The following is a 23566-nucleotide window of genomic DNA, read 5'->3' on the forward strand; positions in this document are numbered from 1 at the left end:
AAAAAACGTGCAGGAACACGCACAGGCCATGCGGGGCGGGCCATAATCGCAAACTCGACGAAGCTCAACGCCCCGGCGCGAGCAAACGGCGCGCCCGAACTGGAGAGATTAACCATGGCCTACGACGACAAAAACATCTTCGCGCGCATCCTGCGCGGCGAACTACCCTGCATCAAGGTGTACGAGGACCACGCGACGCTCGCGATCATGGACGTCATGCCGCAATCCGAAGGCCACCTGCTCGTGCTGCCGAAGGAAGGCGCCGAGTTGATCTATGACCTTTCGCTGGAAGCCGGCGCCGCCGCGATGGCGACGGTGCAGAAGATGGCGGCTGCGATGCGCAAGGTACTTGCGCCCGAAGGCCTGTTGATCGCACAGTTCAACGGCGCCGCCGCCGGGCAGACCGTACCGCACGTGCACTTTCACCTGATCCCGCGCCGCGCGGGCGAAGAGCTGCGCCCGCATGCGCGTGAAATGGCCGACATGGCGCAACTCGAGGTGCTGGCCGCGCGCATTCGCGCCGCGCTGTAAGCAATATGTAAATGCCGGCGCGGGCTGCGCTCAAGTTTCAAATGCCGTCGAATTGAACGAATTCGTCGAGCGGGATGCGCGCCGAGCGCCACTGGTTGATGGGCGCGTCCGGGTCTTCGTGACCGATCGCCATGCCGCAGAACACCATGCGTTCACGCGGCAAGGCGAGAAACTCTCCAACGCTTTGCGCGTAGCGCGCCCAGCATTCCTGCGCGCAGCTATGCAAGCCGGCTTCACGCAGGAGCAGCATCACCGTCTGCAGGAACATGCCGAGATCGGCCCATTGCGGCGGCCCCATCTGACGATCCACGCTGCAAAAGAGTGCGAGCGGCGCATCGAAAAAAGCGTAGTTGCGCGCGAATTGCCGTAGCCTGCCCGGCCGGTCCTCGCGCGCGACGTCGATGCTGCGGTAAAGATCCTCGCCCACCTGGTAACGACGCTCGCGATACGGCGAACCCAACGCAAGCGGATACACGTCGTACTCCATCGGCTCGCCCGCGGGCGCCTGCGCGATGCGATGGGCCATGATCGCCTTGAGCTTCGCGAGCGATTCGCCGCCCACGACATGAACATGCCACGGCTGCAGATTGCCGCCCGAGGGCGCGCGCGCAGCGGTATCGAGCACGCGGCGAATGACGGCGGGGTCCACCGGATCGGGCAAAAACTGACGCACGGACTTGCGGCTGGTGACGGCTTCGCTGACCTTCAAGCAGGTTCTCCTCGGGGGATCGACGAAGCATTATCGGCGATCCCCGCGCGGCTGCTGACGCTCGCCGCATGGGTCCGCATTGGCGTCAGAACTTGTGACGGATCCCCACCACGACGAGCGCCTGATTGTCGGCGCCCGAACTCACGCCGAAGTCGCCGATCGATGCCTGCGCAACGACACTCGAACCCTTTGCGTCGAGCGTGCGGCCGCTCGCCTTCTGGTAGCCGGCGAGCGCGTAGAGATCGGTGCGTTTGGAAAGCGAGTAACCACTGCCGAGGTTCACCTGGTTGTAGTGCGCGGACGAGGGACCAGTGAGCGACGTGTAGTTGTAGCCCGCGCCCGCGCGCAGCGCCGGTGTGATCTGATAGTTAAGGAACGCCGAGCCGCTGTTGAATTTTGCGGTCTGGTGGAAGGTTGAGTACGCATCGTTTGCGTATTGCGTGTTCGAGTAGGCCAGCCCGAAGCTCAATGCACCCACCGCATAGCTGCCGCCTGCGCGCACGATCTGGATGGAGCTTGCGCTCGCGAAACCCTGATTGATGACCGTGTTGAAGAGACTATCCGAGCTGCTCGTCCAGGTGCGCACGCCTGAAGTGAGCGTGCTGCCGCCGTTGGCGAAGAAATAGCCGGCCGCGAGCGAGAGCGGCCCGTTCGTGTATGCGGCGCCGAAGCTATAGGTCTGACCGCTGCCGGTCGCGCCAGCCACCCCGCCGAAGCCGTACAGCGCCTCGAACTGGAGGCCCGCGACGAGCGGGCTCGCGTACTTGACCGAGTTGCTCACGCGCAGGCTGTTGTCGTAGTTGTCGAGGTCGCCGGGCGTGCCGAATACGCCGCCGAACGGACCGTCGGCGGTGAGCGGCTGCACGAGATCGACGAGCGGATCGTACTGACGGCCGAGCGTGAGCGTGCCCCACGTCGTGCTGGCAAGACCGACGATCGCCTTGCGTCCGAATTCGCGGCTGCCCTGCCCGAGCGCGCCGGTGCCGACGTTGAAGCCGTTTTCCAGCTGGAAGATGGCGGCGAGGCCGTTGCCGAGGTCTTCGGTGCCGCGCAGGCCCCAGCGGCTGCCCGAGAGATTGCCGCTGCTCAGCTTGGCTAGCGTGGACTGGTTCAGGCCGTTGGCGCCTTGGGCGTTGTGCACGTAGGCGAGGCCGGCGTCGACGATGCCGTATAGCGTGACGCTGCTTTGTGCGTGTGCGCTCGTCGCGATTGTGGCGCCCGATGCGGCGAAGGCGAGCGCGAGAGCGGCGCTTAGCGGGCGGCGTGTGAGAGAGGCGTTGTTGTTGTTCATGCGGGGCGTTCCGTTGCGTGTGGTGGTTGTCGCTACGCGGTCCTTGCGAGGCGGCTGCAAGGCCGGTGCGGCAACGTTACGGAACGCCAGGCAAGCGGGGAACGAACGATTTCTGCGTTGCTTAGGGTGCGCGAGGGACTTTGCAAAGCGCAGATCGTGCCAGGCGCGGCGTGAGCGCTTTCCTCCGGCACGCGGAGTCTGCTATAATTCGCCTCCCGCCGGAGAGATGGATGAGCGGTTTAAGTCGCACGCCTGGAAAGCGTGTATAGGTTAATAGCCTATCGGGGGTTCGAATCCCCCTCTCTCCGCCAGAACAGAACGCCGAAACCCCGTAAGCTCAATGACTTATGGGGTTTTTGTTTTTCGACCCATCAAATAGCCCGCCAGCAGGGGACAACGTGCGCGAGGCACGTCCAAACACCCTTAATTACACCCACTCACAGTGCAATACTTGTTGTACACGAGCCCTTTCCCGTCCATCCCCGAGATCGTTCGCGTGCCGTTGCCGTAGTTCGTGATCGTCTCGGTCCACGTCGACCCATCCGCAGCCTGCCCGGTGATGAACGTCGTGTCGCCAATCGACGCGCCGGTCTGCTCCCAGGCCTCGCCCGGCAGTTTCTGCTCATACCCGTTGACCGTAGACGTGTTGCCGAAGCGCTGCACCGTGTACGAATTGCCCGATTCGTCGACGCAATTCTGGAAGGCATCGTTGCCCCAGCATTTGGCAAACGCGGCGGGCGCCGCGCAGGCGCCGAAAATGATCAGGCTGAGTGCAATGCGCTTCAATGACTTCCCCGAGAAAACGCCCTTCTTCCGGCTCCATTCACCGCGAGTCCCAGGCCGGCGGCGCGCGAAATTGTACCGTAGCCGCCAATGCGACCCGGTGGCTGCGCCGGACGCGCTGCATCGCGTGCTCCCGCTAGTTATCGGACAAAAAACGGATGACTTGATGGGCGCAATGAGAACAGCAGCGCCGCCGGTCGTTGAACGCTCAACGTCGGAGGGAGGCCCGAATCAGCCGGATCGGGCAACAGAAAAGGACGTCGGGCCGCAGCCCGACGCCGAAATTCCCGCGTACTGCTTCGAGGACCGGCGCGGGAACGAGAGGACTTCAGTATCCCCTCGCCCGCCCGTCTTTTAAGTGCTTGAGCGCACACCGGCAATCAGGTCCCCGCCCTCACGGGTGGCGAATATAGTCCACCAGCGCGAGCGTATACGCGTCCGGCTTGCGGTCGAGGAGACTCACGCCAATCGCCGCGAGAAAGCCTGCGGGCACACCGAACACGCCCGAGCTGATGGGCTCGATCCCAAACCATCGGGGGCCCGCGAAGCCGGTGAGCTGCGTGAAGAACGGGTACGTCGAGACGATGTAATAGACGCACACGGCCAGGCCCGCAATCATGCCGGCCACGGCGCCCAGGCGCGTCGTGCGCTTCCAGAACACCCCGAGCACGAGCACCGGAAAAAGACTCGACGCCGCGAGCGAAAACGCCGCCCCCACAAGAAAAAGAATGTTGCCTGCGTTGAGCGACGCCACATACGAGGCGAACAGCGCCACGCCGAGCAACAGGATCTTCGACATCGTCACGCGCCGCTGGCTCGACGCGCTCGGATCGACCATGTGGTAGTACACGTCGTGCGAGAGCACGTTCGAGATCGTGAGCAGCAGCCCATCCGCAGTCGAAAGCGCGGCCGCGAGCGCACCCGATGCGATGAGCCCCGACATCACGTACGGCAGTCCCGCGATTTCCGGTGCGGCGAGCACGACCATGTCGGGCTGCATCTGGATGTCGCTCCAACGCACCACGCCGTCGTTGTTCACATCCGCAATGCTGATGAGATACGGCTCGACGCGCCGCCACTGCATGACCCAATGCGGCAGATCGTCGAAGCGCTGCCCCACCAGATGCGTGAGGATCTCGAACTTGATCAGCACCGCGAGCACCGGCACGGTCAGATAGAACAGCGCGACGAAAAAGAGCGTCCAGCCCACCGAGCGCCGCGCCGAGGCCACCGAGGTCGTCGTGTTGTAGCGCGTCAGAATGTGCGGCAGGCTCGCCGTGCCAAGCGACAGGCACAGGAGCAGCGAAAGGAAGTTGCGTTGATGAACGCGCCTCTCAGCGTCGCCGTCGGCGGGAAACGGTTCGTTCATCGGCACGGGCGGCGCGGCGCGCTCGAGCAGGTCGTCGCGCTGGCGCGTCCACACCATGCGTGCAGCGTCCACGTCGCGCGGAAAGGCGTTCAATTCACGCTCGAGGGAATCGATATCGCGCAGCGGGCCGTTGTGACGGCGCAGGTTCGCGAGCGATTCGACGAGGTGCGTCTTTTCCGCTACGTACGACTGCGGCAGCGTGTCGAGCCGCGTCTGCCATTGCGCCGCGCGCTGGCGGTAGGCGTCGCGCACGCTGGCGTCGGCACTCGCGCCGCGCACGTCGTGCTCGAGCGCTTCCACGCGCTGCATCACGTTGCCGTAATCGACTTGCGGCAGCCAGCCGAGGCCGTCGCGATGCGCGATCAGCGAAACCGGAATCAGAATGGCCGCGATGAGAATGATGTATTGCGCCACCTGCGTCCACGTCACGGCGCGCATGCCGCCGAGGAACGAACACACGAGGATGCCCGCCAGCCCGCAGAAAATGCCGATGGCGAAATCCACGCCGATGAAGCGCGTGGCGATCAGCCCCACGCCCTGGATCTGCGCGACGAGATAGACGAACGAGCAGAGGATGGTCGCGAGCACGGCAAGCGCACGCACGAGGTTGCTCGAGAAGCGCGTGCCGAGGAAGTCGGGAATCGTGTAGCGCGCGAGCTTGCGCACATACGGCGCGAGCAGGAAGGCGACGAGGCAGTAGCCGGCCGTCCAGCCCATCAGGTATGCGAGGCCGTCGTAGCCGCTCGCATAGAGCGAACCCGCAAGGCCGATGAACGACGCGGCGGAAAGCCAGTCGGCGGCAGTCGCCATGCCGTTGAAGAACGAAGGCACACGCCGCCCCGCCACATAGTATTCGACGAGGTCCGAGGTCCGCGAAAGCAGCCCGATCACCGCATATACCGCGATCGGCACGAACAGGAACACATAGCCGATCCACATGCCGGGGCCCGTGGAAAGCTCGATGCGCCACATCACGTAGACGAAGGCGAGAAAGCCGAGCGTGTACAACGCGTAGGAGCGTATGAGCCGGTGCGCAAGCCTCATCGTTGCTGTGCCTTGCTGGCTTCGCGAATGGCGATGTCGGCTTCGAGCGCGGCTTGCAGCACGCGGTCGGCGCGCTGCATCAGCACGATATAGATCGCCACGAGCAGCACGTAGAGCAGGATCGCGCCCTGTGCGCCGAGATAGAACGGCAGGCTGAAGCCTGCGAAGCGCAGGTCGGCGAACTGCCGCGCAAAGAGCGGCGCGACGAACGAGACGAGGAAGCCAATCGTCATGAGCACGGCGATCAGTGCGAGATTGAAGCGCCAGTAGCGCCGATGCGCACGCGCCATCGCCTCGCTCACCGGAGGTGGCTCAGGCAATGGATTGAGGTTGTTCTGCGGAGTAGTGTGTGGCGCGGCCATGCGCCTGTGTAGCAAAAACGCGTAGGGCCGGCAATCCGGGGCAATGCGGGGATCGATGCGGCGCGCGGCGCCAGGCAAGGCGCCGCGCGAACCTCGGCGTTTAGAGCGATTCGCCGAGCTGGTCCAGAATCGCCGGGTTTTCCAGCGTGGAAACGTCCTGCGTGATCGCGTCGCCCTTCGCGAGCGAGCGCAGCAGACGGCGCATGATCTTGCCCGAGCGCGTCTTCGGCAGGTTCTCGCCGAAGCGGATGTCGCGGGGCTTGGCGATCGGCCCGATCTCCTTGCCTACCCAGGCGCGCAGATCGTTGGCGAGCTTCACGGCCTCGTCGCCCTGCGGACGCGTGGCCTTGAGCACCACGAACGCCACCACGGCTTCGCCGGTGGTGTCGTCGGGGCGGCCCACCACGGCGGCTTCGGCCACGAGCGGGTTCGCCACCAGCGCCGACTCGATCTCCATCGTGCCGAGGCGGTGGCCCGAGACGTTCAGCACGTCGTCGATCCGGCCCATGATCGTGAAGTAGCCCGTGTCCTTGTCGCGCACGCTGCCGTCGCCGGCCAGATACAGCTTGCCGCCCAGTTCTTCGGGGAAATAGCCCGACTTGTAGCGCTCGGGGTTGCCCCAGACGTTGCGGATCATGGCGGGCCACGGACGCTTCACGACGAGAATGCCACCCTGCCCGTTCGGCACGTCCTGGCCGGTCTCGTCGACGATCGCGGCCATGATGCCAGGCAGCGGCAGCGTGCACGAACCCGGCACGAGCGGCGTCGCGCCCGGCAGCGGCGTGATCATGTGGCCGCCCGTTTCGGTCTGCCACCACGTGTCGACGATCGGGCAGCGCTTGCCGCCCACGTTTTCGTAGTACCACATCCACGCTTCGGGATTGATCGGCTCGCCGACCGTGCCGAGAATGCGCAGCGAAGAAAGGTCATAGCTCTTCGGGTGCACCTTCGAATCGGCTTCGGACATCTTGATGAGCGAGCGGATCGCCGTGGGCGCGGTGTAGAACACCGTGACCTTGTGTTTGGCAATCATGTCCCAGAAGCGGCCGGCGTTCGGGTAGGTGGGCACGCCTTCGAACACGACCTGGGTCGCGCCGATCGTGAGCGGTCCATAGGCGATATAGCTGTGGCCCGTGATCCAGCCGATGTCGGCCGTGCACCAGAACACGTCCGAGGGCTTGTGATCGAAGGTCCACTTCATGGTTTGCGCGGCCCACAACAGGTAGCCGCCCGTGCTGTGCTGCACGCCCTTCGGTTTGCCCGTCGAGCCCGACGTGTAGAGGATGAAGAGCGGGTGTTCCGCGCCCACGGGCACCGGCGCGCACGTGTCGCTCTCGGCCGCCGAAAGCTCGTGCATCCAATGGTCGCGGCCTTCGTGCCACGCGAGCTTGCCGCCCGTGCGCTGGTAGACGATCACGCTGTGCACCGCCTCGCAGCCGCCCATGGCGAGCGCTTCGTCGGCGATGTTCTTCAGCGGCAGCGCCTTGCCGCCGCGCATCTGTTCGTCGGCGGTGATGAGCGCGACCGCGCCTACGTCGACCATGCGTTCGTTGAGCGACTTCGACGAGAAGCCGCCGAACACCACCGAGTGCGTCGCGCCAATGCGCGCGCAAGCCTGCATCGCGATCACGCCTTCGACCGACATCGGCATGTAGATGACCACGCGGTCACCCTTCTTCACGCCGCGCTTCTTGAGCGCATTGGCGAAGCGCGAAACGCGTGCGAGCAGGTCCTTGTAAGTGACGTTCGTGACGGTGCCGTCGTCGGCTTCGAAGACGATCGCGACGCGCTCGCCATTGCCCGCTTCGACGTGGCGGTCGAGGCTGTTGTACGAGGCATTGAGTTCGCCGTCTTCGAACCACGTGTAGAACGGCGCCTTCGATTCGTCGAGCACCTTCGTGAAGGGCTTTTGCCAGTTCAGGGTTTCGCGCGCGAGGCGCGCCCAGAAGCCTTCGTAATCGCGTTCGGCTTCGGCGACGAGCGCCTTGTATGCGTCCATGCCGGACACCGTGGCGCCAGCCACCGTTTGCTCGGAAGGCGCAAAGACGCGGCGTTCCTGAAGAACCGATTCAATCGCAGACATCGACAACCCCTTGGTGAAGATGAAACGTCAAACTCGTGGACACGCATGAGCATCTTCAATGCCCATGCGCGCCGTCTCCGTGCGCCGCCGCCCGCTCGCGGGCACGGCGCTATTGGCTTGCGCCGGGAGCCACCATTGTGGCATCCCGGCATGCATGGGCGCGCGATACAGGCACGATCGCAGGCACGATCGTGCGCGATCTTCGCAAACCACCCATGCCGGCAAGATTAAGCGTAGCAACTTACCGTCCACTTACGCGCGCACATAGAGGCGATACAAGGGGCGCGCCATGGCACACAAGTAAGCAGACATTTAGAATGCTAACTGAACTGCGCACCCGGATTCCAGCTTGAATCGCTATTCCCTCTTTCTCATTGCCTCGATGCTGCTGGTGGGCAGCAACGTCGGCATCGGCAAGTCGATTGTCGCCTTCATCCCCGTTCCCCTCTTCGCGCTGCTGCGCTTCGTGATCGCCCTCGCGGTGCTCGGCCCGCTCCTGCGTCGCTCCAAAATGCAACAAGTGAAGCGCGGTGAATGGATCAATCTGTTCCTCCAGGCGCTGTTTGGGACATTCGGGTTTACGCTGCTGATGCTCGGCGGCGTGCATCGCACGAGCGCGGTCGCGGCCGGCGTCATCACGAGCACGATCCCCGCCGTGGTCGCCCTCTTCTCCTGGCTCTTCCTGCGCGAGCGCCCAGACGCGCGCGTGCTCGCTTCGATCGTGCTCGCCATTGCGGGCATCGCGGTCATCAATCTCGCGCACGTGGGCGGTGGTGGCGACCCCGGCGCCAACTCGTTGATCGGCAACCTGATGGTGCTCGGCGCGGTGTGCTGCGAATCGCTCTATGTGGTCCTGTCGCGCCGTCTCACCCAAACGCTCGCGCCGCTCGATATCTGCGCATACACACACCTGTTCGGCTTGCTGCTGATGCTGCCCGTGGGGCTGCCCGACGCACTGTCGTTCGATTTCCCGAGCGCGCCCGCAGGCATCTGGTGGCTCGCGCTCTGGTACGGGCTTTCGGCGAGCGTGTTCTCGTTCTGTCTCTGGATGATGGGCATCCGCCACGTGCCGGGCAGCATCGCCGGCGTATTCACGGCCGTGCTGCCGGTGGCGGCAGCCGTGTATGGCATCGTGTTTCTCGGCGAGCGCCCCACGCCCGCGCACGGCATTGCGCTCGCCTGCGTGGTGGCCGGCATCGGGCTCGCGAGTCTCAAGATCAAGCGCGTGCCACCGATGGCTTCGTGATCATTCTGTAATGAGGTTGAAAGTACCGGGGCGCGAGCGGCCCTGCCGGAATCGCGGCGAGCCCTTCCTGCGACGCTGTACAATAGCGCCCGCCCGGCCCCTCGCGCGCCTTCTGGCCCTAACCAGACGGCTCCGCTCAAGGTAGCCCCGCTTAGGTAACCCGCTTAGGTAACCCGCTTAGGCAGCCCATTTAGGCAGCCCAGCCCGAATTCGCCACCGTGATTGCCCATGTCCGCCGCACGCCCCCAGCCGCCCTCCGCCGCCGCACCGGGTAAAGCCCGTCGCCGCATGCGTCCGTTGCCCAGCATCATCTTCATGAGCCGCTGGCTGCAGGTGCCGCTCTATCTGGGCCTGATCGTCGCGCAAGCCGTGTACTGCGTGCTGTTCCTCAAGGAGGTCTGGCACCTCGTGAGCCACGCCACCACGCTCGACGAAACCAGCATCATGCTGGCCGTGCTCGGCCTGATCGACGTGGTGATGATCTCGAACCTGCTCATCATGGTGATCGTGGGCGGCTACGAGACCTTCGTCTCGCGCCTGAATCTCGAAGGCCATCCCGACGAGCCCGAATGGCTCGACCACGTGAACGCCGGCGTGCTCAAGGTGAAGCTCGCGATGGCGCTCATCAGCATTTCGTCGATCCACCTGCTCAAGACCTTCATCAATCCCGACGCCGCTTCGGCGCATACGGTGATGTGGCAGGTGATCATCCACGTGGCGTTCCTCGCTTCCGCGCTCGTAATGGCGTGGATCGACCGCATCACCACGCATACGCACCCCGAACACTATCAGGAGCTCGCCGCCCGCCATCCGGCGCCGGGCGGGCCCGCCGCTGCGCGTCGAGCGGTTCCCGAGCACGCCGGGTCGGACTGAACCGCACACGGCAGACATTATTCAAAACACCCGTCCCCACAGAAGCTAGCCATGACCGTCATCAAACAGGAAGACCTCATCCAGAGCATTGCGGATTCGCTGCAATACATCAGCTACTACCATCCGCAGGACTATATCGAGGCGCTCGGCCGCGCCTACGAACTCGAAGAGAGCCCGGCCGCGAAGGACGCGATCGCGCAGATCCTCACCAACAGCCGCATGTGCGCCGAGGGCCGCCGCCCGATCTGCCAGGACACGGGCATCGTCACGATCTTCGTGAAGGTCGGCATGGACGTGCGTTGGGACGGCGCCACGATGGGCGTGACCGACATGATCAACGAAGGCGTGCGCCGCGGTTACCTGAACCCGGACAATGTGCTGCGCGCCTCGATCGTGAGCCCGCCCGAAGGCGGCCGCAAGAACACGAAGGACAACACGCCGGCCGTGATCCACTACGAGATCGTGCCGGGCGACAAGGTCGACGTGCAGGTTGCGGCCAAGGGCGGCGGCTCGGAGAACAAGTCGAAGTTCGTGATGCTCAACCCGTCCGATTCGATCGTCGACTGGGTGCTCAAGACCGTGCCGACGATGGGCGCGGGCTGGTGCCCGCCGGGCATGCTCGGCATCGGCATCGGCGGCACCGCCGAAAAAGCGATGCTGATGGCGAAGGAATCGCTCATGGAGTCGATCGACATCCAGGACATCATCAAGCGCGGTCCGAAGGACTGGATCGAGGAGTTGCGCGTCGAACTGCACGAGAAGGTCAACGCGCTCGGCATCGGCGCGCAGGGTCTGGGCGGCCTCGCCACCGTGCTCGACGTGAAGATCATGGCCACGGCCACGCACGCGGCTTCGAAGCCCGTCGCGATGATCCCGAACTGCGCCGCCACGCGCCACGCGCACTTCGTGCTCGACGGCTCGGGTCCGGCAAAGCTCGAAGCGCCGTCGCTCGACGCATGGCCGAAGGTCAACTGGGAACCGAACACGGAAACGAGCAAGCGCGTCGACCTCAATACGCTCACGCCGGCAGAAGTCGCTTCGTGGAAGCCGGGCCAGACGCTGCTGCTCTCGGGCAAGATGCTCACGGGACGCGACGCCGCGCACAAGCGCATTGCCGACATGCTCGCCAAGGGCGAGAAGCTCCCGGTGGACTTCAAGAACCGCGTGATTTACTACGTCGGCCCGGTCGATCCGGTGCGCGACGAAGTGGTCGGCCCGGCAGGCCCCACCACGGCGACGCGCATGGACAAGTTCACGGAGCTGATGCTCTCGCAAACGGGCCTCATCTCGATGGTCGGCAAGGCCGAGCGCGGCCCGGTCGCCATCGAGGCGATCAAGAAGCACAAGGCGGCTTACCTGATGGCGGTGGGCGGCGCGGCTTACCTCGTGTCGAAGGCGATCCGCGGCTCGAAGGTCCTCGCGTTCGAAGACCTCGGCATGGAAGCCATCTACGAGTTCGACGTGCAGGACATGCCGGTGACGGTCGCCGTCGATTCGTCGGGCACCTCGGTTCACAAGACCGGCCCCGCCGAATGGCAGGCGAAGATCGGCAAGATTCCGGTCGCCACGGTTTAATGCCTGCCTGATGCCTGTTTAAAAACCGGGGCCGCGCGCCCCGGTTTTTTTTGCGTCACGCGAGGCATACTGAGATGAATTCTCAGCACTGAGTAAATCGCCGATATTTACCGCAATTCGATGTGGAATCGGCCTTGGCTTTTGTGTATTGAGCGTTTATTGTTGGAAACCAGTCACCGCCCCACAAAGAAAGGAAAGACTATGCAAGGCGACAAGAAGGTCATCGAATATCTGAACGCGCAGCTCAAGAACGAGCTCACGGCTATCAATCAGTATTTCCTGCATGCCCGCATGTACAAGCACTGGGGCCTCGAGAAACTCGGCAAGCATGAATATGACGAATCGATCGGCGAAATGAAGCATGCCGATATGCTCATCGAGCGTATTTTCATGCTCGACGGTCTTCCGAACCTCCAGGACCTGCATAAACTGCTGATTGGCGAAGAAACCAAGGAAATTCTCGAGTGCGATTTGAAGCTCGAACAAATTTCCCAGTCCACCTGCAAGGAAGCCATTGTTTATTGTGAATCGGTACGCGACTTCGTTTCGCGCGAGATTTTCGTGACGATTCTCGAAGACACCGAAGAGCACATCGACTGGCTCGAAACGCAGATCGACCTCATCGGCAAGATCGGCATCCAGAATTACCAGCAGTCCGCCATGGGTTCGGTAGAATCCTGATCGCGCGCCTCGCGCCCGCGCGCATCCGTCCGCCTTGGGGGTGCGCCCCAACCCATTTGCGCCCATTCCCGTGAACCTTCCGGCCTCTTTCAGTGCTGCGCCCATCGGCATCTTCGACTCCGGCCTCGGCGGCCTGTCGGTGCTGCGCGCCGTGCGCGCGCTGCTGCCCGCCGAGCGGCTCGTGTATGCCGCCGACTCGCGCTACGCCCCCTACGGGCAGCGCGACGACGACTTCATCGCCGACCGCACGCTCGCGATCGGCGAATGGCTCGTCGCGCAGGGCGCGAAGGCGCTGGTGGTGGCCTGCAACACGGCTACGGCGCAGTCGATCGCGCTCGTGCGTGAGCGGCTCTCCATCCCGCTCATCGGGGTGGAGCCCGGGATCAAACCGGCGGCGCTGGTTTCGAAATCGCGCGTGGCGGGCGTCCTCGCCACCCAGGTCACGCTGCGCAGCGCGCGCTTTCAGGCGCTCGTGGAGCGCCACGCAGCCGACCTGCGCGTGCTGTGCCAGCCGGGCCATGGCCTCGTGGAGGCCGTGGAGCGCTGTGACATCGGTTCGGCCGACTTGCTCGCGCTGCTGCGCGCATACGTCGAGCCCATGCTCGACGCGGGCGCAGACACGCTCGTGCTCGGCTGCACGCACTACCCGTTCCTCGACACGGCGATCCGCTCGATCGTCGGCGAACGCATGACGCTCGTCGACACGAGCGTGGCCATCGCCCGGCAACTCGAACGCGTGCTGGACCAGCACGGCTTGCGCGCGAGCGGCGACGCCGCCGGCGCGGGTGGCGACAACATTCGCTTCTGCTCGACGAGCGACGGCGCGCACCTGCGCGACCTGGCGGCCGCGCTGCTGGGTCTCGACGCCCATGTCGAGCGCGTGGTCATCCCCTCGCGCCGCTCGCGGGCGCTGGAAGCGAACACCGCCTGACGCTCCGGCGCGACACACCGCGCGCGATGCGAGTTTCGCCCGGGCCTTCGCGTTTCAACCCCGTTTCCATGTATCGGACCGCGCCACGTAGCCCAGCCGGGCGTGCGTGAGAAGCCGCCTGGCGGCCTCCCGCGGCAAGTGCAATCCTACGTAAGTCATCCAGTGGGTAACCGCCAGCCGGGTCGCCAAATGCCTTGGCGCGTCCCACCCGGGCTAGCCTTCTCCTGACGCAAAGCAAAACCCCTGCTAGGGATCAGGTTATGTTACAAAAAATCCCGCCGGTCGCTTGCCAAACCCAGCAAACATAATGATAATAATTCGCATTAACTCTTTCTATTGCGGTCCATCATGATTGTCTGCGTTTGCAAATCCGTCTCCGACCGGACGATCCGCGCCTCCATCCAGGAAGGCATGGATACTTTCGACGAGCTGCAGTTCGAGCTCGGCGTCGCAACCTGCTGCGGCAAGTGCGAAGAATCCGTTCGTGACGTGATGGCGCAAAGCGGTGTCTGTGCGAGCCGCTGCGGGGTCACGCAACCGGCGCACCCCGCCGTGGCCCCCCACGCGGTCCCGCTCACGTTTTACGAGCGCAAGGCTGCCTGAAGCCATGGCGCGCATCCGGCCACCGATGCGCGCCCGCCCCGTCCGCCCGTGTAGCCAAAGGCGCCTCGGGCGCCACGCGCCGCGGACATCAAATCGTCGCCGACAGCAAGCCCGTCTCCCGACCAGCCAGCTACCGTTCGTGAACCTCAAAGGAGGTCGTGATGGAATTGCTGCTCGGATTCGTAACGACGTTGTGCATCTCGCTGTTGATCTTTCGCAAATAAAGCTGCCCGATACGACGCGTAGGTTCGCCTGCGCGCCGTCGTCCGCATGGCAGCCACGCTAAACATGCAGGCTTTCCAAAACACCGCTGGCACGCCGCCGTCTCCCTCCGTTCGCTTCAATCGACGTGTCGTCACCGCGAGCGCGATCGTGGTCGCGCTGCATGCCGCGCTCGTCGCCATCGTGCTGATGAAGCGCGAACCCGTGACGCCCGTGTCACTCCAGTCGCAGACGATGATGGCCGAACTGCTCAAGCCCGAGCCGGTCGCCGCCCCCGCTGCGATTCAGTCCACGCCCACGCCGCCGCAGCCCAAGCCGGTCCCGCACGTGACGCGAGAGAAGCCGAAGGTTCAGCCCAAGCCCAAGCCAACACCGCTGCCCGTGGCCGAAGCGCCCTCGCAGCATGCGATCGAGTCGGCCGCGCCCGCCGCGCCTGCGCCACCGGCTCCCACGCCGCCCGCGCCGGCACCGCAAGCCGCTGCGGCCACCGACGCGAAGCCGACCATGGCGCTCTCCGCGCCCAAGAACGTCTCGCACCTCGACTGCCGCATCGTGCAGCCCGACTACCCCACGCTCTCGCGCCGGCGCGGCGAAACCGGCACGGCGTTCGTGCACTTCGTCGTGGGCCTCACGGGCAAGATCGAGAACATCGAGCTGAAGAAGACGAGCGGCTCCGCCCGCCTCGACGACGCCGCGCTCGACGCAATGCGCCAAAGCTCGTGCAAGCCGTACCTGGAAGACGGCGAAGCCGTCCGCGCGGCCTACACGCAGCCATTCGAGTTCAGCCTGAATAATTGACGGGCTGAAGCCACACGCTTTCGTGAATTGAATAAAGAGGATCAGGAATGCAGAACTACGGTATCGCCCACGTCTGGGCGCAAGGGGATTTCGTGACACGCGGCATTGCGCTAGCGCTGTTGTTCATGTCGGTGCTGTCGTGGTGCGTGATCGTCGTGAAGGGCTGGAATGTCGCGCGCCTCAAACGCCTCACGAAGAACGCCGAGCAGCAGTTCTGGCACTCCGACGATCTCGCCGACGGCGTGAAGAAGCTCGGCAGCGGCTCCCGCGAAGACAACCCGTTCCTCGCGCTGGCGCTGTCGGGCCAGGAAGCCGCCGATCACCATCACGAGACGCAGCCGCATCTGCACGACCGCATGGACGTGTCGGACTGGGTCACGCGCTGCCTGAAGGACACGATGGACGAATCGGTCGCGAAGATGCAAAGCGGCCTCGCCATTCTCGCCTCGATCGGCAGCACGGCGCCGTTCGTCGGCCTGTTCGGCACAGTGTGGGGCATCTATCACGCACTGCTTACGATCGGCGCTACGGGCCAGACGTCGATCGACGCCGTGGCCGGCCCCGTTGGCGAAGCGCTCATCATGACCGCCTTCGGCCTCTTTGTCGCGATTCCCGCCGTGCTCGGCTACAACGCCCTCACTCGTGCCAACAAGGCGATCGTCACGAAGCTCAACCGCTTCGCGCACGGCCTGCATGCCTTCTTCGTGACGGGCGCGCGCCTCACCTCGACCGCACGTGGCGGCGCGAAGGAAGGCAACACGAGCAACCTGCGTGTCGCTGCGCGCAGCCACTAAAGAGCGGAGGCAAGCATCATGGCGATGAGCCCCTTTGCAAGCGACGACGACGATGGCCTGATGAACGAAATCAACATGACGCCGCTCGTCGACGTCATGTTGGTTCTCCTGATCGTTTTCATGGTGACGATTCCCGTGATCCGTCACGCCGTGAAGATCGACCTGCCGCATGCGAGCAGCCAGAAGGAAGACGCGAAGCCCGCGCAGATCGACATCTCGATCGAAGCGGACGGCACCGTGCTGTGGGACGGCACCCAGGTCGACGACGCGGCGCTGAACCAGAAGATCGCAGCGGCGGCGCAAACAACGCCGCAACCGGAACTGCATCTGAACGCGGACCGCAAGGTGCAGTACGAACGCGTTGCCCAGGTGATGTCCGCCGCGCAAAGCGGCGGCCTCACGAAGCTCGGCTTCGTCACCGACCCTGCGCATCACTGATCGCGTCACTACGCGCAGCGCACAAAATTGAGCGGTACAAAGTAAAAGGCCTTCATCGTCAGATGAAGGCCTTTTTTCGTGCGCACGCGGCGCATTCGGGCGGTGGCGACGACTCCCCGACAATCGATCGGTTCACGCCGGCACATGCGACTGCCGTGGGCAACACGGACTGCGCTTTCGGCCCTGAAGGCCCACTATGATAGCGGCCATCAATTCCCGCTCAAGACCGGTGCTTGGCGAGAAGGACTTCAATATATTCCTCTCGCTTCGCGCGTTCAAGAGTTAGGCCATTGAAAGTAGCGATGGCCGCTCACGCTTGAATGCCTAAAAACAAATGGCGCTGGACGTTGCGCACAAATGCACTGCGGGAAAAATCAAGTTTCATCCAAGCGCACGCGGGTGCACGTTCGCAAAGCTTCATGCCGTTTCAATCCTGCTTGCGCTCTTTGTGCGCGACAGCCCAACCTTGCCGCTGGCTGGATTCTCCCTTTCTGCCCGGGTTCCCTGCGCTGCGATGTCGCTTCTGAGCGGACATTCCTGCTGCAAGCCCTTATCGGCATCGAGCACTTCGACGAGATAATCGACGAAGGCGCGCACGGCCGGAACCATGCCCTGGCGCGAGAGAAATACCGCATAGAGCTGCGGCACCGGCAGCGTCCAGCCCGGCATCACCGGTGAAAGCTTGCCCGAGCGCAGCGCGGCGCCGTACATCATCTCCGGCATGGCAGCGATGCCGAGGCCCTCCAGCGCCGCTTCACGGATCGTCGTGAGGTCCGCGGTGATAAGGCGCGGCTCGTGTTCGTGCGAGTGGCGCGTGCCGTCGGGTGCGATGAGCTGGAACACGTGGCGGCCGTCGCCCGTGGGCGTATCGAGCGTTTCGAAGCGCGCGAGGTCTTCGGGCGTGAGCGGCGGCGCGTTCTGCGCGAGCAGGCTCGGCGCGCCCACCAGCATCTGCTCGGTGCGCCACAACGGACGCACGACGATATTGGCGTTCTGCGGCGGCTCAGAGCGCACGCGCAGCGCGATATCCACGGAATCTTCGAACAGGTCGATCACACGGTTAGTCACGCGCATCACCACCCGCACCTCGGGGTAGCGATGCATGAATTCCGGAATGATCTGCGAAAAGATGGTCTGCGAAAGCGTGACCGGCACGCTCACGCGCACCGTGCCGCGCGGCGACGAGCGCAGCGACTGAACGACGTTCACCGCAGCCTGCGCCTCGGCGAGCATCGAGCGGCAATGCTGGTAGAAAAGTTCGCCCGCTTCGGTCAGCGCGAGCTTGCGCGTGGAGCGCTGCAGCAGGCGTACGCCGAGCGAGGCTTCGAGTTCGCTCACCCGCCGCGACAGACGCGACTTCGAGATGCCAAGCACGCGTTCTGCAGCGGAAAAGCCGCCATGCTCGATCACCTGCGAAAAGTACATCAGGTCGTTGAGGTTATGCGAATCGATTTTCATGTCGTCGTTCCAGCGATGGGACAATCCATTGCGATGAGGCCGTAAAACAGGCCAAATTGGCTACCTATAATAGCGGTTTGTTTCGCATATAACGCAATTCCCACAATTCGAGGTGAGATCCATGACCACGACCCGTACGATCGAACGCGTGTATCCCGCGGTTCGCACCACCGAGGGTGGCGGATTCATCGTCCATCGGCCGTTTCCGACCCGCCAGCTGATGGACTTCGATCCGTTCCTGCTGCTCGACGAGATGGGCCCCGTCGACTACGCGCCCGGCGAGGCGAAGGGCGCGCCCGACCACCCGCACCGCGGCTTCGAAACCGTCACGTATATGGTGGAAGGCCGCTTCGGCCACAAGGACTCGGCGGGCCATTCGGGCACGCTGCGCCCCGGCGACGTGCAATGGATGACGGCCGGCGCGGGCGTGATCCACAGCGAGATGCCCGACCCCGAATTCACGCGCACGGGCGGCCGCATGCATGGCCTGCAGTTGTGGGTGAATCTGCCCGCGCGCGACAAGATGATGGCGCCGCGCTACCAGGAACTGCCCACGGCGCAGATTCCGGTGGGCCGCTCCAAGGACGGCAAAGTCTCGGTGAAGGTGATCGCCGGCGAAGCGCTGGGCGTGAAGGCCGCGATCGAAACGCGCACGCCCATCCTCTACCAGCACTTCACCCTCGCGCCCGGCGCGCGCGTGGAGCAACCGGTGCCGAGCGACTATCGCGTGTTTGCGTACGGTCTCTCGGGCACGGGTCTGTACGGGCCCGACGCGCAAGCGATCGATGCCCAGCAGATGGTGACCTTCGCGAGCGACGGCGACACCGTCACGCTCGCTACCCCGGCCGACGCGAGCGCGCCGCTCAGCGTCCTGCTAATAGGCGGCGTGCCGCTGAACGAGCCGGTCGTGCGCTACGGCCCGTTCGTGATGAATACGGAGCAGGAGATCCGCCAGGCCGTGCTGGACTATCAGGCCGGGCGCATGGGGCGCATCGCTCACTGAAACCGGGCGGCGCCGGGGAGGCGGGTTTCCGAAGCATCGCTACGGGCCTGCCCGCTTTCCGTCACAATAAGGTTTCTGGGGCGCGCAGCGCAGGTTGCGCGCCCGTCCCTCTTTAACCGTCCCGCCCGCGAGGAGCGCATGGCCGAACCCGCAGTCACCGCACACATTGGCTCGACGAACTATCAGGTCCAGTTCGACGACGGCACCCACACCTGGATCGCCGACGAACCCGCCTCGCTCGGCGGCGGCGACCGCGGACCGTCGCCCTTCTCGCTCCTGCTCTCGAGCCTTGGCGCCTGCACCTCTATTACGCTGAAGATGTATGCGCAGCGCAAGGAGTGGCCGCTCGAAGGCGTACGCGTGAAGCTCACGATGGAAACCGGCAGCGAAGGCACGAAGATCGACCGCCAGATCGTGCTCGAAGGCGCGCTCACCGACGAGCAGCGCGAGCGCCTGCTGCAGATCGCCAACGCCTGCCCGGTCCACAAGGTCCTCACGAACACGATCACGATCCGCACGGGTCTCGCCGTCGCTTGAGCAGTGGCGCGCGGACACAGACACAGGAAGGCGCCCCTTTGAATTTCGAACACCTCATCCAGATCAACGATCCGCTAAACCCGCTCGTCGAGGCCATGACGCGCGAGCAGCTCTGGGAAGGGCTCGTGCTGCGCGCCGAGCAGCCGCAGCTCTTCGTGATCGGGCTCGACAGCTGCACGATCCTCTCGCGCACCGAGAGCACGATGGAGCGCGAGTTGCACTATGGCCACGCCACGGTACGCGATCGCGTCACGCTCACGCCCAATGACAGCGTGCGCTACGACATCATGGCGACCGCCGATTACGTGGGCGGCTCGCTCACGATGACGATCGAGCAGCCCGATCCGTTGCAGCTCTTCCTGCGCTTCGAGTACCGCACCACGCTGCCGACCGCCGATACCGAGGACGACCGGCAGACTTCCGAGATCGTGAAGTCGGCCTATCGCGAGTCGGACATCGACACCGTGCGTCTCATCCGGCAGTTCGTGCAGGGCGACGGCAGCGCGCCGAACGCGCTGCATTGAAGCTCCCGGCGCTTGCCCTACCGCCCTGCGCGGCGCGGCAAGCGCCGATTCGTGCGATTCACGCTGCTGTGCCCGCTTCGGCTCAGGCTATCGGTGTCCGATTTCGATGAATATGTCGTAGTTGCAAATACGAACTATTATCATTTAGAATTCACGCATCGAATCGAGACAAAGACGTCACGTTCATGACCGAACTGAACCGCACCTCCACGCTTAGCTTGCGCCGCAACGGCAGCTCGACATTGACCAGCGCGCGGCCCAAGGCCGCCATCGCCCAGCCCAAGCCGCGCATTAGCGCCGAGCCGGCGGCCGCCGCGGCAAGCGACGAGAGGAAGCTGGAAAGCGCGGCGCTGCTGCAAGGCCGCAGCCATGTGAGCATCATGCACAACGGCGAAACGTATCAGTTGCGGGCCACCCGGCTCGGCAAGCTGATCCTGACGAAATAGGTTTAACGCAGTTTTCAACCGGGTATTGTGGGGACCGCCTCCACCGGGAGGCGTTGGGGCATTAGCCAGCAACGACGGCTTGCACGCGAGATCTAGACCCCTTCGTGCAGACATCCTTCAAGCTTCAGGCCGGCCGTCGAAGCAAGCCACGCCATTTTTTTGTTCTCATACCTCTGTGTCGATCCGGAGTTAGCGCTTTAGCGCTTACTCCGGTCCCATGCAAAGCTCGATCCGGAGTTAGCGCTTTAGCGCTTACTCCGGTCCCATGCAAAGCTCGATCCGGAGTTAGCGCTTTAGCGCTTGCTCCGGTCCCATGCAAAGCACGGGGCGGCGCGCGAAGCGTGAGCCGACCGAACAAGCGCCGCGGCATCCGTCCGCGGCTTTTGTTTTTTTCCGGCGTCGCCAGGCGCCGCGGTCGATTGGCTTACTCCAACCCGAGCGCCGTGATGCCGGCACGCGCGATCGCCGCATCCTGGTCGGACTTCACGCCCGAGACCCCCACCGCGCCAATCACGTCGCCGTTCACGCTCACGGGTACGCCGCCTTCCAGCATGCCGGTGAGCGGCGCACTGAGGAACGCCGTGCGGCCCTGCTTGATCACGTCCTCGTACACCTTGCTCTCGCGGCGGCCCAGCGACGCGGTGCGGGCCTTGGCCACGGCGATCTCCGCGCTGACGGGCGCCGCGCCGTCGAGGCGGCGCAAATACAGCAGATGGCCGCCATCATCGACGATAGCGATCGTCACGTTCCATTCATTCGAGCGGGCGTGCGCGACGGCTGCGTCGGCTACCCGGATCACGTCTTCGTCGGTCAGTACTGCTCGCGTTCGCATGCGTCTCTCCGAAAAGTCAAAAACCGGGCTGGGCGAGATCGCCAACCCGGTTTTGAGAGTAACACCCAGACTTGTGCCGCGACGCGCGGATCCCTCGTATGTCGCCTATATCAGCGGCAGATGAAGAAACGCCGAAGCGTGCTCAGCGCACCCAGCCCCAGAACATGAGCCACCACGCGCTGTCGACCACGGCGAGCGCGAGCGCGAAGCCCGCGAGCGCGAGCGCGCGCTGCCAGAACCGCGAGCTGTAGCGCCCTGTCACGCGCCACGCGAGCCAGCCGCTCCAGAGGTTCGTGATGACCAGAATCGCAATGCGCACCTCGGCCGCCCAGTCGAGCGGCACGTGCTCCGCTCGCAGCAGCGAGAGCGTCGTGGCCGACAGGCCGAGGAACACGCCCGCCCCTGCCAGCGGGATCAGCGACTGCGCGAAGTGATGCAGACGCCGCATCTCGAAACGCCCGAGCACGGCGGTCGAGCCCGCGAGGATCGCGAGCAGCACCGTGCCATAGACGAGCCCCGTCGCGACGATATAGCCGACGATCATCGCACCGTCGAGCCACGAGAACACGTCGTTCTGCGCCGGGTAATGCGTGAGCAGGAACCACGGCGCGTTGGTGTCGAGCGGCCAGGTGATGTCGCGGTCGATGAGCCAGCCCGCGAGCCACTGCTTGATGCCGATGAACCACGGCGAGCCGGTCCAGTGGAACGCGCCGATCGCCACGCCGAGCAGACCGTAGAGAATCAGCGCCGTATCCCACGCGCTGGCCTGGCTATCGCCGAGTTCGACCACTTCTTCCGCAGGCGAGCGCCACGAGAGCGCGATGGCGTCGCGGTGGCCGCTGCAGCGACCGCACATGTGGCACTGCGCCGCGCCCTTCATGTTGCGCAGCGGCACGAGCGGCGCGCAGTTCACGGGAATCACGCGATGCCCGCCGTGTTCGCCGTGCGTGTAGGAGTTGCGCCAGGCGTCTTCGTCGACCTTGTAGCGAAACGGCGCGAGACGCGCCAAAAGCGCGAAGACCCCGTTCACGGGGCAGAGATACTTGCACCAGACGCGCTTCTCGCGTCCGTATAGAAAGCCGATGACCATCGCGCCGAGCGTCGATCCGCCCAACACCAGCAGCACCGCCTTGGGGTACTGGTAGACGCTCACCATCTGTCCGTAGATCGTGGTGAGGCCGAAGGCCACGAAAGGCCAGCCGCCCCAGCGCATCCAGTGCGGAATCGCGCGGCCGCGGCCGAACTTGCTCGCGAACTCGGTGAGCGCGCCTTCGGGGCACAGCACGCCGCACCACACGCGGCCGAGCATCACCATCGAGAGCAGCACGAACGGCCACCAGATGCCCCAGAACACGAACTGCGCGGCGAGCGTGAGGTTGTTCCACAGGTGCGCCGTGTCGCCGGGCAGCGGCATCGCGGCCGGTACGAGAATCAGGCACGCGTAGACCACGACCACGATCCACTGCACGGCGCGGATCGCCGCGCCGTTACGTTGCATCCACTGGCCCGCCTGGGCGAGCTTGCCAGGACGACCCGTTGCCTGCGTCGGGCGAACGGATGCACAACTCATGCTGCCTTCCTCTTCGCAACCGCGCCCGCCCGGCCGGTGGCCCGTCGCACGAGGAACCACACCACGAGCCAGTACACGGCATAGGCGATCAGGTTCATGAGCGCCGGATGCGCGCGGTAGCCCGTGAGCGTCGCGACGAGCGAGCCGAAGGTGCTCGAGTCGTCGAGGATCGCCGAGGAGTTCCACACCTGGTCGACGATGGTCGGCAGGATCTCCTTGTCGATCAACTTGTCGACGCCGGTCTGGAACAGGCCCGCGCCGAGGAACAGCAGCATGATCTCGGTGATGCGGAAGAAGTGCCGCCACGAGAAGACCTTGCCGCCCAGTTGCAGCAGATAGAACGTGAGGAACGCTAGCGCGAGGCCAATCAGCACCGCGAGGTACTGACTCGCGTCCACATGGCCCGACTGGCCGAAGCCGAGGCCGTAGAGAAAGATCACCGTCTCGCTGCCCTCACGCGCGATGGCAAGCGCGACGAGTATCGTCACGCCCCACCAGTTCGCGTCGCGCGTGCTCTTTTCCAGCGACTCTTCCATCTCGCGCTTGAGCGTGCGGCCGTGCTGCTTCATCCACAACACCATCTGCACGATCAGCACGCACGCCACCAGCACCATGCCGGTCTGGAAGTAGTCCTGTGCGTCGCCCGACAGCACTTCGGTAAAGCCGACCAGCGCCGCGCCGAGGGCGATGGCGGCAACAATGCCGAGCGCCACGCCGCCCCACAGATACGGCACGCCGCGCCGCGCATCCGCGTCGCCGTTTTTCAGCCACGCATAAAGAATCCCGACGACGAGCAGCGCCTCGACGCTCTCCCGCCATACGATGAACATCACCTGACCCATTCAACACCTCCCGCTACCGGC

Annotated in this window: 24 protein-coding genes and 1 tRNA gene; 15 read left to right on the forward strand and 10 right to left on the reverse strand. The window is 64.5% G+C overall.

Annotation, left to right across the window (positions count from 1 at the left end; translation table 11 throughout):
- Nucleotides 1–114: 114 nt before the first annotated feature.
- Complete coding sequence (locus M3I53_RS02245) at nt 115–531, forward strand: HIT family protein (RefSeq protein WP_254314334.1); 417 nt, start codon at nt 115–117, stop codon at nt 529–531.
- Between the two features lie 37 nt (nt 532–568).
- Here the strand turns inward: M3I53_RS02245 and M3I53_RS02250 are convergent, their stop codons facing one another.
- Both M3I53_RS02250 and M3I53_RS02255 read right to left on the reverse strand, forming a co-directional pair.
- Nucleotides 569–1240: a nitroreductase gene (locus tag M3I53_RS02250; protein ID WP_254314335.1), complete on the reverse strand. Its 672-nt coding sequence runs from the start codon at nt 1238–1240 to the stop codon at nt 569–571.
- Nucleotides 1241–1325: 85 nt separating this feature from the next.
- Nucleotides 1326–2531: a porin gene (locus tag M3I53_RS02255; RefSeq protein ID WP_254314336.1), complete on the reverse strand. Its 1206-nt coding sequence runs from the start codon at nt 2529–2531 to the stop codon at nt 1326–1328.
- 220 nt (nt 2532–2751) lie between these two features.
- On the opposite strand from M3I53_RS02255, the gene M3I53_RS02260 reads away from it, so the two are divergent.
- Nucleotides 2752–2842 (forward strand) — tRNA-Ser (locus M3I53_RS02260).
- 112 nt (nt 2843–2954) lie between these two features.
- Here the strand turns inward: M3I53_RS02260 and M3I53_RS02265 are convergent.
- From M3I53_RS02265 to acs, 4 genes are all read right to left on the reverse strand, one after another.
- Entirely contained in the window at nt 2955–3317 is a 363-nt protein-coding gene (locus tag M3I53_RS02265; RefSeq protein ID WP_254314337.1) for a hypothetical protein, read from the reverse strand.
- A gap of 391 nt (nt 3318–3708) precedes the next feature.
- A complete protein-coding gene (locus tag M3I53_RS02270; RefSeq protein WP_254314338.1) occupies nt 3709–5727 on the reverse strand; it encodes a sodium:solute symporter family protein in 2019 nt (672 codons plus the stop codon).
- On the reverse strand, nt 5724–6029 hold the full coding sequence (locus M3I53_RS02275) for a DUF4212 domain-containing protein (RefSeq protein ID WP_375542450.1): 306 nt from the start codon (nt 6027–6029) through the stop codon (nt 5724–5726). Before M3I53_RS02275 ends, M3I53_RS02270 begins: the two co-directional genes overlap by 4 nt.
- Nucleotides 6030–6189: 160 nt before the next feature.
- Entirely contained in the window at nt 6190–8172 is a 1983-nt protein-coding gene (gene acs / locus M3I53_RS02280) for an acetate--CoA ligase (RefSeq protein ID WP_254314340.1), read from the reverse strand.
- 349 nt (nt 8173–8521) lie between these two features.
- Here acs and M3I53_RS02285 point away from each other — a divergent pair, with 349 nt between their 5' ends.
- The 9 genes from M3I53_RS02285 (at nt 8522) to M3I53_RS02325 (ending at nt 16333) form a co-directional block, all read left to right on the forward strand.
- Entirely contained in the window at nt 8522–9418 is an 897-nt protein-coding gene (locus M3I53_RS02285) for a DMT family transporter (RefSeq protein WP_254314341.1), read from the forward strand.
- A gap of 228 nt (nt 9419–9646) precedes the next feature.
- Complete coding sequence (locus M3I53_RS02290; protein ID WP_254314342.1) at nt 9647–10291, forward strand: TIGR00645 family protein; 645 nt, start codon at nt 9647–9649, stop codon at nt 10289–10291.
- Between the two features lie 51 nt (nt 10292–10342).
- Nucleotides 10343–11866: a fumarate hydratase gene (locus M3I53_RS02295; RefSeq protein ID WP_254314343.1), complete on the forward strand. Its 1524-nt coding sequence runs from the start codon at nt 10343–10345 to the stop codon at nt 11864–11866.
- A gap of 201 nt (nt 11867–12067) precedes the next feature.
- On the forward strand, nt 12068–12547 hold the full coding sequence (gene bfr / locus M3I53_RS02300) for a bacterioferritin (RefSeq protein WP_110857464.1): 480 nt from the start codon (nt 12068–12070) through the stop codon (nt 12545–12547).
- A 70-nt stretch (nt 12548–12617) separates the two neighbouring features.
- Nucleotides 12618–13478, forward strand: coding sequence for a glutamate racemase (gene murI / locus M3I53_RS02305; protein ID WP_254314344.1), 861 nt, complete (start codon nt 12618–12620; stop codon nt 13476–13478).
- Between the two features lie 348 nt (nt 13479–13826).
- Nucleotides 13827–14081 (forward strand): bacterioferritin-associated ferredoxin, encoded by a 255-nt coding sequence (locus M3I53_RS02310; RefSeq protein WP_254314345.1) that lies wholly within the window; start codon nt 13827–13829, stop codon nt 14079–14081.
- A gap of 288 nt (nt 14082–14369) precedes the next feature.
- The gene (locus M3I53_RS02315) at nt 14370–15101 is read left to right on the forward strand and encodes an energy transducer TonB (protein WP_254314346.1); all 732 of its coding nucleotides are present in this window, start codon (nt 14370–14372) and stop codon (nt 15099–15101) included.
- Between the two features lie 47 nt (nt 15102–15148).
- On the forward strand, nt 15149–15895 hold the full coding sequence (locus tag M3I53_RS02320; protein WP_254314347.1) for a MotA/TolQ/ExbB proton channel family protein: 747 nt from the start codon (nt 15149–15151) through the stop codon (nt 15893–15895).
- 18 nt (nt 15896–15913) lie between these two features.
- A complete protein-coding gene (locus M3I53_RS02325) occupies nt 15914–16333 on the forward strand; it encodes a biopolymer transporter ExbD (RefSeq protein ID WP_254314348.1) in 420 nt (139 codons plus the stop codon).
- 417 nt (nt 16334–16750) lie between these two features.
- Here M3I53_RS02325 and M3I53_RS02330 read toward each other — a convergent pair whose 3' ends face one another.
- On the reverse strand, nt 16751–17791 hold the full coding sequence (locus M3I53_RS02330) for a LysR family transcriptional regulator (protein ID WP_254314349.1): 1041 nt from the start codon (nt 17789–17791) through the stop codon (nt 16751–16753).
- A 121-nt stretch (nt 17792–17912) separates the two neighbouring features.
- Here M3I53_RS02330 and M3I53_RS02335 point away from each other — a divergent pair, with 121 nt between their 5' ends.
- From M3I53_RS02335 to hemP, 4 genes are all read left to right on the forward strand, one after another.
- Nucleotides 17913–18794, forward strand: coding sequence for a pirin family protein (locus tag M3I53_RS02335; protein ID WP_254314350.1), 882 nt, complete (start codon nt 17913–17915; stop codon nt 18792–18794).
- A 138-nt stretch (nt 18795–18932) separates the two neighbouring features.
- Complete coding sequence (locus M3I53_RS02340) at nt 18933–19331, forward strand: OsmC family protein (RefSeq protein ID WP_254314351.1); 399 nt, start codon at nt 18933–18935, stop codon at nt 19329–19331.
- A 38-nt stretch (nt 19332–19369) separates the two neighbouring features.
- The gene (locus tag M3I53_RS02345; RefSeq protein WP_254314352.1) at nt 19370–19855 is read left to right on the forward strand and encodes an SRPBCC family protein; all 486 of its coding nucleotides are present in this window, start codon (nt 19370–19372) and stop codon (nt 19853–19855) included.
- A gap of 185 nt (nt 19856–20040) precedes the next feature.
- A complete protein-coding gene (hemP, locus tag M3I53_RS02350; protein ID WP_254314353.1) occupies nt 20041–20301 on the forward strand; it encodes a hemin uptake protein HemP in 261 nt (86 codons plus the stop codon).
- 424 nt (nt 20302–20725) lie between these two features.
- Here hemP and M3I53_RS02355 read toward each other — a convergent pair whose 3' ends face one another.
- From M3I53_RS02355 to M3I53_RS02365, 3 genes are all read right to left on the reverse strand, one after another.
- Complete coding sequence (locus tag M3I53_RS02355; RefSeq protein WP_254314354.1) at nt 20726–21133, reverse strand: heme-binding protein; 408 nt, start codon at nt 21131–21133, stop codon at nt 20726–20728.
- Nucleotides 21134–21275: 142 nt separating this feature from the next.
- Entirely contained in the window at nt 21276–22703 is a 1428-nt protein-coding gene (locus M3I53_RS02360) for a 4Fe-4S binding protein (protein WP_254314355.1), read from the reverse strand.
- On the reverse strand, nt 22700–23545 hold the full coding sequence (locus M3I53_RS02365; RefSeq protein WP_254314356.1) for an FTR1 family protein: 846 nt from the start codon (nt 23543–23545) through the stop codon (nt 22700–22702). Before M3I53_RS02365 ends, M3I53_RS02360 begins: the two co-directional genes overlap by 4 nt.
- Nucleotides 23546–23566 lie beyond the last annotated feature (21 nt).

This window comes from Paraburkholderia sp. CNPSo 3272, assembly GCF_024206495.1.
GTDB lineage: Bacteria > Pseudomonadota > Gammaproteobacteria > Burkholderiales > Burkholderiaceae > Paraburkholderia.